This window comes from Nostoc sp. UIC 10890, assembly GCF_054786515.1.
In genome coordinates this window covers 2262692-2280807 of sequence record NZ_JBSGKF010000001.1, presented here as the reverse complement: position 1 = coordinate 2280807, position 18116 = coordinate 2262692, and the positions used below count along the sequence as shown (strand labels likewise).

Below are 18116 nucleotides of genomic sequence, written 5' to 3'. Positions count from 1 at the left end.
TTATGACTATTTCACAAACCCAAATTCTAAAAATACCCGTAATCGAAGCCAATACAGAAAACATCAAACCCTATGGACATCTCTTAGGCGATGATGTCAGCAAACCCGGATTAGGAATTCCCTTTTATCAAGAAAGGGTACTAGAAGGCGAAAATATTGATTTTACTTATCGGGGAACAGCAACTTTCCGAACAGCCAAAATTATGCCAGGATATCCGCCGATTGTCTGGCTAGAACGCCATATACACATGACCCAAATGTTTATCGGTTTGGGACAATCACCATTTATTATGGTCTTAGCGTCGCCTAATCACGATAATGGCGAAACCTTGCCAGACTTAAATCAAGTGAAAGCGCTACGGTTTCCTCCTGGCTACGGACTATTGCTGCATATTGGTACTTGGCATGATTTTCCCATAGCTTGCGATCGCTCCGTTATCATCCTCACGGCAAATTCTGATGAAGTCGTAACCGCCTTGAGTCAAATGCAGACACCAGACGAGATGAATCAAGGCGATGTTTATAAGATTTCCCTACCAAAAAGATTAGGTTATACAATTCAGCTAGATATTTGAAAAAACCTCTGCGCTACTCTGCGTTTAAATAAAAGATGGATTTGCCAAACGTCGAAACTTATTTAAATCCTGATAATATTCAAACTATCACTAATTGGGGTGAAGATTGGGCTTGGTTAGCGGGTGGAACATGGCTATTTTCTGAACCACAACCACATCTGAAAGCGCTGGTAGATATTCAGCATTTGGGATGGTCAGAGATTGAAGTTAAAGAAAATTATTTAATTATTGGTGCGACTTGTCCATTAATTAAATTATTAGAATATCCTTGGTTAGCGGAATGGACAGCAGTCGAAGGATTAAAAAGTGCGGTTGCTGCATTAGCCGCATCATTAAAAATAATTAATGTGGCGACGGTGGGAGGTAATATTTGTCTAGCTTTATCAGTGGGAACCTTAGCACCATTGATGGTGGCGTTAGATGCAAGTTACGAAATTTGGAATATCAAAGGAGAGTCGCATCAAGTTTCGGCAAAAGATTTTCAACTTGGTTTCAAATCCACAATTTTGCAATCAGGAGAAATATTAAGGCGGGTTTTAATTCCGCTATCTAATTTAAAATGGAAGGTTAATTATCAACGATTTGGTATTGCTACAAGTGACCCAGCTTTAGCAATAGTTGTCAGTGCTAGAAATCATCAAGAGGTGCGCTGTGTGATTGGTGCTAGTGTTGCTGCACCTGAACTGCTGGAATTAAACGATATAGAGACGCAAGATTTCGCGTTTTTACAGAAGGTACGTTTTATTGAAGATGCCAAGGCGAGTGCAATTTATCGCCGAGAATTGACGGCAGTTTTAATCAAGCGATCGCTATCAGCTTTATTATGCCAGAACAGTTAAAATTTAAAGTTAATCATCAGTCTTATACAGAAAATTGTCACCCTGGAACTAGCCTTTTAAGTTTATTGCGTCAATTAGGCTGGTTTGGTGTTCATCGTGTTTGCGATTCTGGCGATTGTGGTGCTTGCACAGTTTGGGTAAATGATACACCTATCCATAGTTGCATTTATCCGGCAATGCGAATTAAGAATCAATCGGTAACTACTATAGAAGGACTTTCCCAGAATGGTGAACTTGCGCCGATGCAGCAAGCATTTCTGGAAGCACAAGGTTTTCAATGTGGTTTCTGCACACCTGGGATGATTATGAGTGCAGCAAAGTTACCCGAATTATCAGATGATGAACTGCGTTTAGCTTTAAAAGGCAACCTCTGTCGTTGTACTGGATATCAAGCGATTATTGACAGTATTCAACTTTCTCAAAACTCACCACTCCCGACTCCCGACTCCCCACTCCCTACTCCCCATTCAGTAGGAGAAAGCATTCCCAAACAAGATGGTACAGCCATTGTCACCGGGAAAGCGTCCTATACAGGAGATATTTCACCACCTGGATTATTACATCTTAAAGTACTGCGATCGCCACATCCCCACGCCCGTATCTGCAAAATTGACACCCAGGAAGCCAAAGCACTCCCCGGTGTTGTTGCCATTTTCACCCACGAAGATGTACCCAGAATACCTTATACCACCGCTGGACACGCTGAACCAGTACCCGATCCGTTAGATCATTACCTATTAGATAATAAAGTAAGATTTGTAGGCGATCGCATTGCGGCTGTAGTTGCAGAATCAGTAACTATTGCCGAACAAGCTTGTCAATTAATTGCCGTCGATTATGAAATATTACCCCATGTCATCGACCCAACACAGGCAATGAATGATAGCGGTGTTGTGATTCATGATGAACCAGAATCATCACAAATTCCTGATAGAAATCGCAATATCGCTGGACATATATTTCTCGAATCTGGTGATTTAGAACAGGGATTTTCTGAAGCAGATTTAATTGTCGAGAACACTTACAAACTACCAGCAGTACAACACGTCCACCTCGAACCGCATATAACTATTAGTTGGCTAGAATCAGATGGTAATCTAGTTGTGCGTTCTAGTACTCAAGTTCCATTTCATTGTCAGCGGTTACTCTCACAAATTTTCAACTTTCCTCAAGATAAAATCCGCGTTTATAAAGCACAACTTGGCGGTGGATTTGGTAACAAACAAGAAATTTTATCAGAAGACCTCTGTGTTTTAGCAACCCTCCGCACAGGTAAACCCGTGCAGTGGGAATTTACCAGAAAGGAGGAATTTATTGCCACAAATAGCCGCCATGCTATGACAATAAAAATTAAAAGTGGTGTCAAGGCAGATGGTACGATTATTGCCCAAGATATGGAAATAATTGGTAACACTGGTGCTTATGGTAATCATGGACAGACAGTAGTATTTTTATCAGGTTATATCCCTCTAGGTTTATATCGTTGTCCAAATAAAAGATTGCGGGGTTTTGCCGTTTATACAAATACAATGCCAGCGGGTGCATTTCGCGGTTATGGTGCAACTCAAGGCACTTTTGCAATGGAAAGTCAAATCGATGAAATTGCTCATAAGCTCAATATTGACCCTATAGAAATACGTTTGAAAAATCTCATTCGTCCGGGAGATGTAATTAATTTAGGGAAGTCTGAAGACCACTTTAACTTAATTGGTAGTTACGCGGTTATTGAATGTTGGGAAAATGTTACCCAGTCACTTGGTTACGTTCCTGGTACACCACCAAGTGTAGAAGGTTCTCGCCGCCGTGGTGTCGGATTCGCTGTTTCTATGCAAGGTAGTGGATTATCTAAAATTCATCTTGCGAAAGTCAAATTATCACTTTTAGCTGATGGCAAATATGAATTAAGAACTGGTTCTGTAGATGTTGGGACTGGTTCAGATACCACGTTGCGGCAAATAGCAGCAGAAGTTTTAGGCGTGAGTGTTGGAGATATCAATATTATTTCTGGAGATACTCAACGCACACCTTTTGATGCTGGTTCTTATGCTTCTGCGACAATTTATATTTCTGGACAAGCAGTTAAACTAGCGGCGGAAAAATTACGGGAGAGATTAGAAAACGAACCGCAGAACCGTGGAGATAACAGAGAAGAATTAAGTGAAGAGGTAACTTATGCAGCAGATGAATCAACTTTAACTTTCGCTGTTCAAGGTGTGGAAGTAGAAGTTGATATAGAAACTGGTAAAATTCAAGTTTTACGATGTGTGCAAGCTATTGATTTAGGTAAAGCAATTAATCCGCGAATTTGTCATGGACAAGCAATGGGGGGAATAGCAATGGGAATTGGCTATGCTTTAAGTGAAGAACTATTATTTGATCAACAAGGATGTATCTTAAACCCCACATTGCGAGAATATCGCATCCCCACAGCGGCAGATATGCCACCAATAGAAGTAATTTTAGTAGAACAAGCCGACCCCCACGGCCCTTATGGCGCTAAAGGAGTTGGGGAAATCACCACCAATTGTACAGCGCCAGCCATCGCAAATGCAATTCGCGCTGCGATCGCTACAGATTGTAGACTATACGAACTTCCCATAACACCCGAAAGGGTTTGGCAAAAACTAAACAACTTTTAAACTGAAACTCTTTTCTTCTTTTGTGTCCTTTGCGGTTCGTCATCATCAATGCTTGACTTCTACCAACAACTAGCGAAAACTTTAAAAAAAAGCCCTGTAGTTTTAGCTACTGTCACCAGCATCAAAGGTTCCACACCCAGAGAAGTAGGCGCGAAAATGTTCATTAGCGCCGATACTAAAACATTTGGAACAATTGGCGGTGGTGCTGGAGAAGCAAAAGTTTATCAGCAAGCTTTGCAAGTACTGCAAACAGGTAAAAAACAATTTGTAGAAATTGATTTATCTGGCGCACCGCAACGAGAAACTCAAGGCGTTTGTGGTGGCACAATGCAAGTATTATTAGAGTTATGGTCAGGTAGTGAAAGCTTAAATTTAGTTAATCAGATTATAGATACTTTAACATCTGGGCGTTCTGGAACAATTATCACGCCCTTGAGTACAGATGAAAAACCTTATCTACTACTAGAAACAGAGGTAATTGCATCTTTACACACCACAGCATTAATTGAACCTTTGCTAGCACCACCAATATTATTGATTATTGGTGCAGGACATATTGCTGTTTCTCTAACGCAAGTTGCAAAAATAGCAGGTTTTCAAGTTATTGTACAAGACGATCGCTCAGAGTTTGCCACAAAAGAAAGATTTCCTGATGCGTCGCAGGTGTTAGCAGAACCTATCACGTCAATTCAAGAGATATTAGAGAAAAATACTAATTTATATATCGCTTTAGTTACTAGAGGTTATCTTCAAGATTTAGCCGTTTTACGCTTGCTATGCAAGTATCCAGTAAAATATATCGGTATGGTTGGTAGCAATAAACGAGTCGCCACTGTGTACAAAATCCTGCAAAACGAAGGTTACGAACCGGAATTTCTACATCAAATATATGCACCAATTGGTCTAGATATTGGTGCTTTAACGCCAGAGGAAATTGCAGTTAGTATCTGTGCTGAGTTAATTAAAGTTCGTCGTGGTGGTTCTGGGACTTCTTTATCTGCAAAAATTTAAGTCTGGATGATTATAGCACAATACAGTTCAGAATGAGCAACAAAACCCTTGTAGAGACGGCGATTCATCGCGTCTTCAAAGACAAATTATCTACACCAGTAACCTTAACTGAACCGTATTGGATTATAGTGCTGCCAATGCAGTAATCTAAAATCGAGTTTCATACTCAACTAAGAATCGGTTTTCATCTCCCAAATTACTTGAGCCTCGCATCAGAATTTCATCATTGACTCGATAGAGAACGTTGTAAAGAAAAGATTCATTGGTAGAAAGAGGACGTGATAAAGAAAGAGATATGTTTCTATTGATGTCAAACACACCTTCTGCTGATAAATTAAGAATTGAACTTCTGGATGCTTCGTTGGTAGATGGAGTAGGAAATATCCGAAATTCACTAAAACCAACAGCTTGTCCGATCGCAGTGATTGTTCCTTGTAAACCACCTAAAATGGTAGAACTAGCGAAATTAGTCAGCCCTTGGGTTGCATTTGTTTGACCGAAAGAATTTAGAATCGAGCCACCCAACAAAGCAACTATTTCTCCCCGACTACGATTCGGTTCACTCGTCAGTTCTAGATTGTCGCCTAATCTACTAGCTGGCCCGTCCACCCTGGCTTGAACGCGAACGCTACGTAAAGTCCCAAAGTTGTTTACAGAAACATCACTAATTTCAGCAGACAATGGTGATTCCAATATTCGACTGTTTCTTGCTGATGCTTCCGGGACAATTGCAATCAGTCGGACATCCAGATTCGGGTCAAGTCCTTGACTGGGAATAAACTGCGCGGTGTGGTCGAAGCCCCGCGCTAAGGTAAACTCAGTGGAAAATATGCTCAGTCGTCCTCCTGTCAAGCGAATGACTCCTTCAGGAAGCGGCTTGGCTAATGTTCCATTAATGGTCAAATCGCCTTTTGCGTCAAAGCTCAATATCGGCTGACTAAAAGCGGCTCCTCCTGGTACAAAGTCGAGTAGAGACTGACTAGTAACACGAACATCGTCGTCTAGAGTCAATTTTAAATCTGCAAACTCTATAGGTAAATTGGGTGGAGTGACTGCGCTAGTGCTACTTTCCGGTGTAGCTACTGGTTCAGCGCTATTCTCTGGTGTAGGTTTGAGGTTAGGGTTAACCTCTTCTCTATTTATGACATTAGTATTAGCCTCTGCTGTCGCTGCTGCTGTTTTCTCAGCAGTAGCCGAACTTCCAATAATTACCTGACCATCACTCAGTCGAATATCTCCACCAATTACAGGTTTTAACGCTGTTCCGCGAATTACGATATCGCCGCCGACACCGCCTTCATACAGTCCGGCAATTTCAAAGTCGAGTTTGTCTGCTATTGAGACTGTGAGAGGATTTGCTGCTTGCTGAGGATCAAAAATCGGCAGGATGCCTGATACATTTATTTGCCCTTCGTTGTAAGTACCTTGGATACTTTCAACATTCACAGTATTACCATTAAATTGGGCTGTTCCTGTGACATTTGTTAAGGGTTCAGATAAAGCTTCAGCGCGAAAAGTTGCATTATTAAGTGTGGCATTGCCGTTAATAATCGGTTCTTCTAAAGTACCTTGAACATTTAAATCTACTTGTCCTTGACCGTCTACCCAAGCGACTTGATTATTAGTAAACAGGTTTAACAATGCCAATCCTTCATTGTTCACATTGGCGTTGATGCTGATTTGATTGCTATCCGGTTGCACTTCGGCAAAAGGTAATGGAGCAGGTACGCTACCTGTAATGGCAACTGGCTGGGTTCCTGTCACTAATAAGGTACTATCAAAATTCAAACGAGCATTGTTGTAATCAAAGTTAACTTGTCCTGTTTGCACAGGTTGTTTGTTAAGAGTCGCATTTGCTAACATCACTTCCCCTTTAACACTAGGGTCTTGTAAACTACCTGCTAATGTGGCATCAGCATTTACATTACCAGTGATATCTATGGGGTATTGTTCGATGAAAGGCTCTAAAAGTGATAAAGGTAAACTTGCTACATTCAAGTTTCCAGAAAGTTGCTCAGTTCCTAACTGTCCCGAAAACGCCACTAATCCTTGATTGATGCCAACACTTAAGGGCGAAAGTGTGACGATACCATCGGCAAAACTGCCTTGAGCAACGACTTGATTAATGGAATAATCTCCCCATTGCCAGTTAGCACCTTGAAAATTAAAGCCGACGTTCAACCCAGATTTTAACGAGCCACTAGCTGTAATTGCTCCGCTCAAAGCACCTGTTAATTCTGCAAGGGTTGGCAAAGATGGGGTTTCTTGTGTCTCTTCTTGGCGTTGTTGTGCTACCAATGTTGCAATATTCGAGAAATATGCCAACTGTGTGAGCAAATCTGCATTGGGTAAACTGACAGACTCAGTTTGAAGTACTTCTGCTCCGGCTAATGTCGGTGGCTGTAACCCGGTGCCAAGGTCTTGAAAGTCGAAGATATTGAATGCTTGTAAAAGTCTCTCAATTCTGGTTTGACCAAAATTAGCTTGGAATTGAAATTGCGGGTCATTGCCTGTTTGCACATTTCCACTGAGAGCGATGTTGCTATCTCCAATCCGCAATTGACCATTAGCCAAGCTAGCAGTACCATCAGCATAATTGATGCTGCCGCGAAATTCATCTGCTGTAACTCTGGCAACACGAGGCGCTGCGATCGCAACGTCTCCCGCAATGGCATAATTATTCAGATTAACAACTAAGTTTCCCGATAGTTGCCCTCCCAATGGTTGCAATTGATTGTTCGGTAAAAAGCCGCCAATCAAAGCGATGGGAAACTCTTGAGCATTGATGAACAAGTTTTCCCCTTCAGTTCTACCTGTGGTGATAGCTTCATCACGTTGAACTAAAAATGAAGTTGGACGATAATCTGCACCCAAGTTCAACGCTATCCTATCTTGCTGCCCAGCTAATCGCAGACTTGCTCCTTGTCCCCCTTGAAAATTCACGTTTCCGGTTAACAGTGGGTCAAATGCCAAGTCACTAACCTGGAAATTCCGCAGCCGGATATTACCAGTGGCTTGCGGTACATCTGGAGTCCCTGTAACTTGTCCTTTAAAATCGAGTAACCCTGCGATGGCTACGTCACCAGGAACTTCAAAGCCAGTATTTTGTAAGTTGAAATTCTGCGCCAGTACATTTAAATTAAATCCGGCAATTTCTGGTGCGCCAGTTGGTGGAAACTGAATAGCGATCGCACCATTAGCATTCAATCCTGGGGTACTTGCGTTTTCAACTATAATCTGCTGTCCATTCCATTGAAATTGAGCGGTGAGCGGTTTTGCCAGCAGCGCTACTCCTTGGGAAAGGCGGATTTGTCCGGCGGCGCGAATATCTGCAAGCTGGAAAGATTCTGTTGTACCTGCTAACTGAATATTGCTATTCAGCCGTCCTCGCAGTTCTGGTGAGAAACGGTTGAGTTGAATTTGAGAAGTACTGACAACTCCTTGCCAACGTTGTTGTGCCAGTTGACCTCTAGCTCTGACTGTCCCCCCTGCGACATTCAAAACCGCATCTGGAAAGACAATATTTTCTCCTTGTTGAGCAACAACAACTCGTCCCGTAGTGGGATAGGTGGCGGTAGGTGCTTGCACCCGCGCTACTGCTTGTAATTTGCTCAGAGTGCCGGAAACATTGGTATTTGCAGATACATTGCCAATGGTGATGCCGGGTGAAGAATTGTATGCTCGTGCGATCGCATCTCCTGGCAAATTTTGTGCTTGAACATTCAACGCTACCCTACCTTGGGGTGCAAGCTGAAGTTGACCGCTAGCTGTTATTTGCCCGCCCACCTCTGGATTTGCCTGAACACGAGCAACATTGACGTTTAAGGGATTACCCAGAGAACCAGAAACTCTAGCGTTCGCAGATATACCACCAATATTGAGCGGAGTTGAAATATTGTAACCTTGAGCGATCGCATTTCCTGGTATACCTTGAGCTTGAATATTTACGCCTACCTGACCTTGGGGAGCGAGTTGAATTTGACCATTGGCTGTGATTTGTCCCCCGCCTGGCGGCGTCACTTGAACGTTGGAAATATTAAGGTTCAAGGGCTGTTTGCTAAGTGAGCCAGAGATTTGTGCTTTTGCTGAAACATTGCCAACTGCGATCGGTAGAGTCACGCCATAACTGCGTGCTAGTATATCCCCTGATATACCATCAGCTTGAGCGCTAAACATTACCTCATCTTTAGCTCCCAGTACAGCTTCACCGCCGCCTGTAATTTGACCACCAGCTGCGGGGATAATATTCAAATTGGAAACAGCAAGTTGAGATGCAGTTTCAGAGACATTCAAGCGGAAATCAGTATTGATAGTTTTAAATTGAATGCGGTCAACTTGAATCGGTTTGGTGTTGCTTACTTTACCGCTCAGGACTGGTTTTTGAAGTGCGCCTAGTACTTGAATATTTGCTTGAATTTCGCCATTAGCCGGAACTGTCGAATTTACATTCAGCGTATCTAAGATATTTTTTGCACTAACAGGTTTTATTTGAGCAGAGACATTAAAACCTGTTTGAGTATTAATTGTTCCATTAGCAAAAAGGGGAACTTTACCAATGTTCGTACTCAGATTATCTAAAGTAACAGTCTGACCTTGAAATATAAATCTCCCATTAAAATTAGAAACTTGTTGAGGAATATTTGGAATTTTAGCAGTGACTTGATTAGCGCTAGCTGTTCCTGTAACGGCTATTTCTGACAGCTTGGCTGGAATCTGAACCCCTAAGTCAGCATTTAAATCCCCTCCTTGCAGCGCAATAGGTAACTGAATTAAACGACTGATATCAGATGCTTTTAAATTTTGTGCTTGCAGTTGGAGGTTAGTTTGTTGAGCTTTTAATTGTGTTTCGCCAACAATTTTAACAGCGCCTCCCCTAGTGAGTTGAGCATTGATGTCATAACCGATTCTTTGATTTTGTTCTGAAAATCGGGCAACACCACCAACTTGATCTAATATTACCGAGCCTTTCGGTTTAGTTGGTGCGGCGAATGGCATCAACTCAATATCGCCATCTTGAATTTGAAGCGTCTGCAACTCAGTTTGAATAAAACCTTCTCCCTCCCCAGCCTTAACTTCGGCTGTCACCCAACGACCATCTTTATCCTCTTGAATGTAGACATTGGGTTGAACTAACATGACATTTAATACCAGTTTTCGGCTGAGGATAAGTTGCAATGGCGAGAATTGCACCTCCAAAGCTTTTACTACCACTTGATCTTGATCAGTAGGAGTTGCTGGTATCGATAGAGAGCTAAATCTTAGACTAGAAAGCGAAAAACGTTCAACATCTCCAACTTTTACGGGACGCCCAAGCAATTGCTCAAGATTTTGCTCCACTAATGGCGCTAAATCTTTATATACATAGCTTCTAGCCCACCAAGCACCAATAGCAATTCCAACTAGCAAAACCCCACCCAAAGCCAAACTGGTACGTCCTAAAAGCAGGAGCCACACACGACGATTAGATGGTTCCTGATTGTTTCCTGAATTGGGAGATGGCGTCATGATTGTTACCAGTACCAGTACTTTTTTCTGGAGTGAGCCTATAGACAGGCTAGTTGCAGTTGTATTAACTAGTCACAAGCTATGTTTTCACAATATTAGGACTTAAGCAAGAACTTTGCAGCAAAGTGATTATATTCTCTATTAGAGGCTGCGCCAACGAGACGCACTGCAAAGCTATCAATGTTATTTCATAATTTGGCGTAATTCCTGAATATATTTTGAGTAATACTTTGTCATCAGATATTATTTTTGTTTGGCTCCAATTTTGGAAATCTTGCTGAAACTAGGAGAAGTATTTAGAAGTTACTAAATCTGGGCAGCATTTAAGGTAATTCTATAATCATTTAAATTGAAGATATATTTTTTAATAAAATATTTGTCTGAATAAATTAGATAATGTTTTATTATTAAATTACTTTGTGATAACTCCTGTATATACAACCCTGGTTATAGAAATTAATCTTTGTAGAATCTAACTTAGTATAGATGACGATGGTAAGTAATCTTAGGTTTGGGAGTAATGTAGAGTGGAATGTCACTTCCTGAAGCTAGATTTAGATCCCCGACTTATTGAAGAAGTCGGGGATCTGAGTAGCAACTTTGCTATTGTCCTCGCAGCGGGTAAATCTACTCGCATGGGTACTTGCAAAACTTCACTCCCTTGGGGTGAAGGTAAAACATTATTAACTTATCAACTAGAACAGTGGTTAAGTGTAGGTTTTAGCCCTGTTGTAGTTTTAGGTTCACACAACAGCAATAAACAAAAAGATTGTCCTGATGGCAGTTTTGCTGTCATTAATCCTCATGCCAATGTTGGTAAAACAACTTCTCTGCTCACAGGATTGCAACATATTCCCCCAAACTTTGAAATATTAGCAATTTCCGCAGTTGATCAACCCAGAGAATTAGAGATTTACCAGCGATTAATCCTAGCACACCAGGACAATTCAGCAATGATTACTGCACCCAGCTATGAAGGTAAGATGGGACATCCATTGTTATTCAGTAATCGGATGCGATCGCACTTACAAAATATCCGTGAAGAAAGCTTAGGTTTACGCCAAATTATCAAAGAATTTTATCCAGTAATTCATCAAGTTAAATTTGATAATCCGGCTGTACTATTAGATATCAACACGCCAGAAATATATCAGGAACAACTGCATAATATTGGATAGCAATAGATTCCTAACAAGATTCCCGACTTCTTCAAAAAGTCGGGAATCAAAGCATTTCGATTACTCTTTTACAAACCCAATCAATCTTCAGTTGGATCATCAATCATTTCCGGTACTAAAGCTGGGTTACTTTTACGTTCTTCTGGTGACTGCTCCCGAATAACATCGTCTATTCTCGCAGGGTGTTTGATTTTGTCCAGCACCTCTGGACTTAATTGTGCTGCATCACCTTCTGGACTAGACTTTTCAGCTTGACTAGGAACTGTTTCCTTATTCATCACTATTTCCCCAAACTTATACACCAAGCTTAGTTCTTCTATGTTGAGGTACACACTATCTTGGGACTTAATTTTACGCAGCGATGGGGAATAAAAGCGTAGGCGTAACCCGTGGGAGACATCGCTCTTTGTAGAACAAAAATGATTCACTAAACGAAATAGCATATACCATAAAATACGTAAATATTCAGTACTATCCGTTTCACAAATAGGAAATAAGCAGTGTTACCAAAGAAACCTTCCGCTACCAATGAAACTCAACGCTGGACATTTGCTCAACTTTTTGGGCTGGTAAAGCGTAATCCCGTGATGATTTCACAGTGGGTGATCAGGTGGGTAGTTGTGGGGACTGCTGGTGGTCTATTTGCAGCGTTGTACTGGAATGTTTTAGAGTTTTTAACTCACAGACTCCAGCGATTTGAAGGTTTTAACCTCTTGATAGTGATGCCACTTAGCGGTTTAGTTATCGGTCTGGTGATTCATTTTTTGGGAAATCCCGGTGAAATCGCTGTGATTGTTGATAATATTCATTTTCGTGGCGGACGCCTAGATGTTCGCAAAAATCCTTCAATGATTCTTGCTTCTTTAGTCAGCATCTCAGCAGGCGGTAGTGCTGGCCCAGAAGCGCCACTGGTACAGGTAACAGGTTCTTTTGGTACTTGGGTTGCCGATCGCTTAAAACTCCAAGGTGAAGACCTCAGAACCATAAGTTTAGCAGCAATGGCGGCTGGCTTCACTGCCTTGTTTGGCGCACCTCTTGGCGGTGCAATGTTCGCCTTAGAGATTTTACACCATCAGCATATTGTGGAATATTACGAAGCTTTGATGCCAGCCATTGTTTCGAGTTGCGCTAGCTATCTGGTGTTTGCAGCAATTACCCACTTAGGAATTGCGCCCACTTGGCATTTTCCTCAGTATCACTTAGAAAGAATTGATGATTTTGCGATCGCGATCATGTTTGGAATTATCGGGGCGGTGGCGGGATGGATTTTTATGGGCCTTTTTCGGGGCTGCGATCGCATCTTTGCCCTGATTCCCGGCCCCATTTATGTACGCACAACACTAGCAGGATTCGGACTTGGCAGTTTAGCAGCTTTATTACCGCTAACCCGTTATTTTGGACATGAAGAGTTAGATTCAGTCCTCACTACTAACTTTGGTGCTGTTTTTCTCTTAACTCTCGCTTTTGGGAAAATGGCTGCCATTAGCATTACGGTAACAGGTGGGTGGCGCGGTGGATTCATCATTCCCCTATTTTTCACTGGTGCTTGCATTGGTAAAGCAGTAGCAATCTTAATTCCAGGGCTTAATCCTGCCCTTGCCATGATTTGTACAATGGCGGCTGTCAATGCAGCCGTAACCCGCACACCGATAAGTACGACTTTGCTACTGTCAAAACTGACTAACTTGAGTCCTTTTACGCCAATCCTTTTTGCCAGTTTGATTGGGTTTTTTCTTGCCCCTAAAGTTCCTCTGATCGCATCTCAACTCAAATCCCAGAGAGAAGCTACAGATTGAGCAATTGCCTGAGTTTGCTGCCCAGGCAATAAAAAGCAATATATGCTAAGATTGTATCAAATTATAGCAATTATTCAAGAGCAATTTAGAATAATTTTGCGCTTTGTTGAGTAAAAAAGCTAAAATCTACGATTTTTGGAGATTTTTAGGTTATGACAACCTCACAGGAGAGGATTATCCCGACGGACTTGCGAAACGAAATGTCGCAGTCTTATCTGGAATACGCCATGAGCGTGATAGTGGGTCGGGCGCTGCCAGATGCCAGGGATGGTCTAAAACCTGTGCATCGTCGCATTCTCTACGCAATGCACGAGCTAGGTCTGCTCCACGATCGCCCCTTTAAGAAATGCGCCCGTGTGGTTGGGGAAGTGCTGGGTAAATATCACCCCCACGGCGACACGGCTGTGTATGATGCCTTGGTGCGGATGGCACAGGATTTTTCCATGCGATCGCCCCTAGTTAACGGACATGGTAACTTTGGTTCGGTAGACAATGATCCGCCAGCCGCCATGCGGTACACCGAATGTCGCTTACAAGCTTTAACTAGTGCTGGTTTACTCCACGACATTGAGTATGAAACCGTAGACTTTGCTGATAACTTCGACGGTTCCCAGCAAGAACCGACAGTTTTACCAGCACGGATTCCCCAGTTATTGCTCAACGGTTCCTCTGGGATTGCCGTGGGCATGGCTACCAACATTCCGCCGCACAATTTGGGCGAATTGATTGATGCTTTGGTGGCTGTAATCCACAATCCAGAAATCACCGATCTCGAATTAATGCAATATGTCCACGGCCCAGACTTTCCGACTGGGGCGCAAATTTTAGGAACATCTGCCATTCGAGAAGCTTATACTACCGGGCGTGGTTCCATTACCATGCGTGGTGTCGCTAACATTGAAACCGTTGAACAACGGGGACGCCCAGATAGAGAAGCAATTATCATCACCGAATTGCCCTATCAAACCAACAAAGCGGCGCTGATTGAAAAAATCGCCGAAATGGTCAACGAGAAGCGTCTAGAAGGGATTGCAGATATCCGGGATGAAAGCGATCGCGATGGGATGCGAGTTGTCATCGAACTCAAGCGTGATGCTTATCCCCGCGTCGTTTTGAACAACCTCTACAAACAAACGCCACTGCAAGCCAACTTCGGCGCAAATATGCTGGCGTTGGTGAATAGCGAACCCCAAGTACTCACCCTCAAGCAGTTCTTAACCGTCTTCTTGGATTTCCGCATCGAATCCATTGCCAGACGCACCCGCTACGAACTGCGGAAAGCTGAGGAACGCGACCATCTTCTGCAAGGGTTATTAATAGCCCTATCTCATTTAGATCCAATTATCGTCTTGATTCGTCATGCGCCAGATGCGCCCACAGCTAAAGGCGAATTAATCACAACTTACGGACTCTCAGAAGTACAAGCAGATGCGATTTTGCAGATGCAATTACGGCGGTTGACTGCTTTAGAAGCAGACAAAATTCGTCTGGAACACGAAGAATTACAAGCGAAGATTACCGACTTGCAAGATATTTTGGCACGTCGGGAGAGAGTGCTAGAAATCATTGAAACTGAAGTCGGGCAACTCAAAACTAACTTCGCCACACCCCGCCGCACGATAATTTTACCAGGGGAAGGGGAATTAGACGATCGCGACCTCATTGCCAATGAAAAAGCGATCATTCTGGTGACAGAGCAAGGCTACATCAAACGGATGCCAGTCAACACCTTTGAAGCCCAAAGCCGCGCTACCAGAGGTAAAGCCGCAGCCAAGGTGAAAGATGATGACACCATTGAGCATTTTTTGACTTGCTGCGATCACGACAGTATTTTATTCTTTAGTGAGCGTGGTGTCGTTTATTGCCTGAGAGCCTATCAAATTCCAGCGAGTTCGCGTACCAGTCGCGGGACACCAATCGTCCAAATGCTACCGATTCCCAAAGAGGAAAAAATCACCTCGATTGTACCCGTTGACGAGTTTAGCAACGAAGAATATCTAGTCATGCTCACTAAGGGTGGGAATATCAAGAAAACCGAATTGGCAGCCTTTAGTCATATTCGCGCCAATGGTTTGATTGCCATTTCCTTAGAAGAAGGTGACCAACTCCGCTGGGTGCGACGCGCGAGAGTAGAGGACAGCGTAATCATTGGTTCTCGTAACGGGATGGCGATTAACTTCCGGTGCAACCACGAACAACTGCGTCCTTTAAGTAGGGCGACTCGTGGGGTGAAAGCCATGAAACTCAAGAATAAAGATGAACTAGTGGGTATGGATATTCTTCCCGCAGCAATTCTTGAAACTTTGGATGTTACAGAAGCCGAAATTGAAGATATCGAAGCAGTCGAAACAGTCGAAACAGAAGATATCGAAATTACCGAAACTACTGAAGAGTCCGCAGAAGTGCCTAGCACTGGCGTAGTTGGCCCTTGGGTGTTGGTAATTACAATGGGAGGATATGGTAAGCGCGTACCGGTTGCCCAATTCCGTCTGCAAAATCGTGCTGGACAGGGTTTAATGGCAACTAAGTTCAAAAACCGCAAAAACAAAGATAAGTTGGCAACCTTACGCATTGTCAACAACGATGATGATGAAATCATGATGGTGACAAATCGCGGTATTATCATCCGTCAAGCGGTAAATGCGATTTCTATCCAATCGCGATCGGCAACTGGAGTCAGAGTGCAGCGTTTAGACGAAGATGACGCTATTACCGGAGTAGCAATAGTTCCACCTGATGCTGTCGATGCAGAAGAAGCAGAGTAAAAAGCAGGGGGAGCAGGGGAAGCAGGGGAGGCAGGGGGAGAGGTTAACCTCTTTACTGCCTTACTTGATTGCCTTAGCTAGCGGCATTTCAATGGGGCTGACCGTCGCTCCAGTAGGCGCATGGTTCTTGGCTTGGATTGCCCTAGTTCCCTTATGGGTGTTAATTGTCACTTCAGCCAAAAACCAAAACCAATCCCCCCCTGCTCCGCCATCTCCCCCTGCCCCCCCTGCCCTCTTCTGGGGTATCGCTTATCACGGTGTCGCCCTATCGTGGATTACGGGAATTCATCCGATGACATGGTTGGGCGTTCCTTGGTTGCCGAGTTTGGCAATTACTCTTTTTTGTTGGGGATTTATCAGCCTCTTGGGAGGCGTATTTGTTACTATCTGGGCGGCTGTAATAGTTCGCCTAGCCGGACAAAAACCGTGGCTACGTATATTGATTGGTACAGCCGTCTGGTGCGGCTTAGAGAGCCTATGGAGTGCCGGGCCTCTGTGGTGGAGTTCCCTTGCTTACACCCAAAGTCCGCATAATCTCGTAATTGTACATCTGGGTCAACTCTCTGGGCCTAATACTGTGACAGCAGCAATAGTTGCTGTTAATGGTTTAATTGCTGAAGCGTATATAAACCGCCAAGATACCAAGATGTCATCTGCGCCTTCTCTACAAGACGCTATGCGAAGGTGGTTCGTTAATAAATACTTAGTTGTCGCCACAGCACTATTAATTACCTTACATCTCATTGGTTTTATCTTATATAGCAGTCCCATCGCCCAAGTACCAGAAGCAGCCTTAAAAGTGGGGATTATTCAAGGTAATATCCCGAACCGACTTTTACGAAGTTCCGAAGGGTTTCGTCGCGCCCAAGAAAATTACACCAATGGGTATTTAACTTTAGCAGAGCAAGGTGTAGATGCAGTCCTCACCCCAGAAGGAGCCTTACCTATTTTCCAGCGTAACTTGATGGAAACTGCTTTAGTCGCAGCAGTGAAGAAAAAAGGTGTAGTTGCTTGGATTGGGGCTTTTGGCGAACGGGGAGACAGTTATACAATTAGCTTGTTTACTTTCAACAATAAGGGTGAAATTGTCAGCCGCTACGATAAAGCCAAACTAGTACCTCTGGGAGAATATATTCCTTTTGAAGAAATTTTAGGCGGACTAGTTCAACGTTTGTCGCCTCTGGAGGCACACCAAGTTCCTGGTTCAGCAAATCAGATATTTGACACTCCATTTGGTCGTGCGATCGCTAGTATATGTTACGAATCTGCTTTTCCTGAGCAATTTCGCTATCAAGCTGCGGCGGGTGGGCAATTTATCCTCAGTTCTTCTAACGATGCCCATTACAGTGCATCTATGCCATTCCAGCACCATGCACAGGATATCATGCGGGCAATTGAGACTGATCGATGGTCAGCACGGGCAACTAATACCGGATATTCAGCCTTTGTAGATCCTCATGGTAGAACCTTATGGATATCTGGATATAATACCTACGAAACTCATGCCGAAACAATTTATCGGCGACAAACACAAACTTTATATGTGCGTTGGGGCGATTGGTTAACACCGTTGTTGTTGATATCCTCTGGAGGAGCTTGGCTGTTAATTAAACTTAGCAATACAAAGAAATTGAGTAAGTAGCAGTCAGGTATTTCATCCAAAATTGGATTTACTGTTAATTAAAGTGTAAATAATATTGCTGGTGTATTGTTTTTCTTTCTCTTACATTAGAGATTTAGGAAAAGGTTTCAGTATTATTATGACTATTTATACACACAGGTTGATCCAATTTACAATTATCCATAAG

10 protein-coding genes are annotated in these 18116 nt (G+C 43.0%); 8 read left to right on the top strand and 2 right to left on the bottom strand.

The features are described from left to right. Nucleotides 1-2: 2 nt before the first annotated feature. The 4 genes from ACWATR_RS08865 to ACWATR_RS08850 are packed head-to-tail and all read left to right on the top strand — an operon-like array spanning nt 3 to nt 5064. A complete protein-coding gene (locus ACWATR_RS08865) occupies nt 3-575 on the top strand; it encodes an ureidoglycolate lyase (RefSeq protein WP_460331507.1) in 573 nt (190 codons plus the stop codon). 35 nt (nt 576-610) lie between these two features. After that, the gene (locus ACWATR_RS08860) at nt 611-1414 is read left to right on the top strand and encodes an FAD binding domain-containing protein (RefSeq protein WP_460331505.1); all 804 of its coding nucleotides are present in this window, start codon (nt 611-613) and stop codon (nt 1412-1414) included. Next, complete coding sequence (locus tag ACWATR_RS08855) at nt 1399-4053, top strand: molybdopterin-dependent oxidoreductase (protein ID WP_460331503.1); 2655 nt, start codon at nt 1399-1401, stop codon at nt 4051-4053. Before ACWATR_RS08860 ends, ACWATR_RS08855 begins: the two co-directional genes overlap by 16 nt. 48 nt (nt 4054-4101) lie before the next feature. Then, the gene (locus ACWATR_RS08850; protein ID WP_460331501.1) at nt 4102-5064 is read left to right on the top strand and encodes an XdhC family protein; all 963 of its coding nucleotides are present in this window, start codon (nt 4102-4104) and stop codon (nt 5062-5064) included. A gap of 147 nt (nt 5065-5211) precedes the next feature. Here the strand turns inward: ACWATR_RS08850 and ACWATR_RS08845 are convergent, their stop codons facing one another. Beyond that, nucleotides 5212-10569: a translocation/assembly module TamB domain-containing protein gene (locus tag ACWATR_RS08845; protein WP_460331499.1), complete on the bottom strand. Its 5358-nt coding sequence runs from the start codon at nt 10567-10569 to the stop codon at nt 5212-5214. Nucleotides 10570-11096: 527 nt separating this feature from the next. On the opposite strand from ACWATR_RS08845, the gene ACWATR_RS08840 reads away from it, so the two are divergent. Beyond that, nucleotides 11097-11747, top strand: coding sequence for a nucleotidyltransferase family protein (locus ACWATR_RS08840; protein ID WP_460331497.1), 651 nt, complete (start codon nt 11097-11099; stop codon nt 11745-11747). A gap of 80 nt (nt 11748-11827) precedes the next feature. On the opposite strand, the gene ACWATR_RS08835 is transcribed toward ACWATR_RS08840, so the two are convergent. Next, the gene (locus ACWATR_RS08835) at nt 11828-12190 is read right to left on the bottom strand and encodes a hypothetical protein (RefSeq protein ID WP_460331495.1); all 363 of its coding nucleotides are present in this window, start codon (nt 12188-12190) and stop codon (nt 11828-11830) included. Between the two features lie 57 nt (nt 12191-12247). Between ACWATR_RS08835 and ACWATR_RS08830 the strand changes: the two genes are divergently transcribed. The 3 genes from ACWATR_RS08830 to lnt all read left to right on the top strand — a co-directional run bounded on the left by ACWATR_RS08830 (nt 12248) and on the right by lnt (nt 17950). Beyond that, nucleotides 12248-13543: a chloride channel protein gene (locus tag ACWATR_RS08830; protein ID WP_460331493.1), complete on the top strand. Its 1296-nt coding sequence runs from the start codon at nt 12248-12250 to the stop codon at nt 13541-13543. 152 nt (nt 13544-13695) lie between these two features. Further along, nucleotides 13696-16308 (top strand): DNA topoisomerase (ATP-hydrolyzing) subunit A, encoded by a 2613-nt coding sequence (gene gyrA / locus ACWATR_RS08825; protein WP_460331491.1) that lies wholly within the window; start codon nt 13696-13698, stop codon nt 16306-16308. Further along, entirely contained in the window at nt 16289-17950 is a 1662-nt protein-coding gene (gene lnt, locus ACWATR_RS08820; RefSeq protein ID WP_460331489.1) for an apolipoprotein N-acyltransferase, read from the top strand. Before gyrA ends, lnt begins: the two co-directional genes overlap by 20 nt. Nucleotides 17951-18116 lie beyond the last annotated feature (166 nt).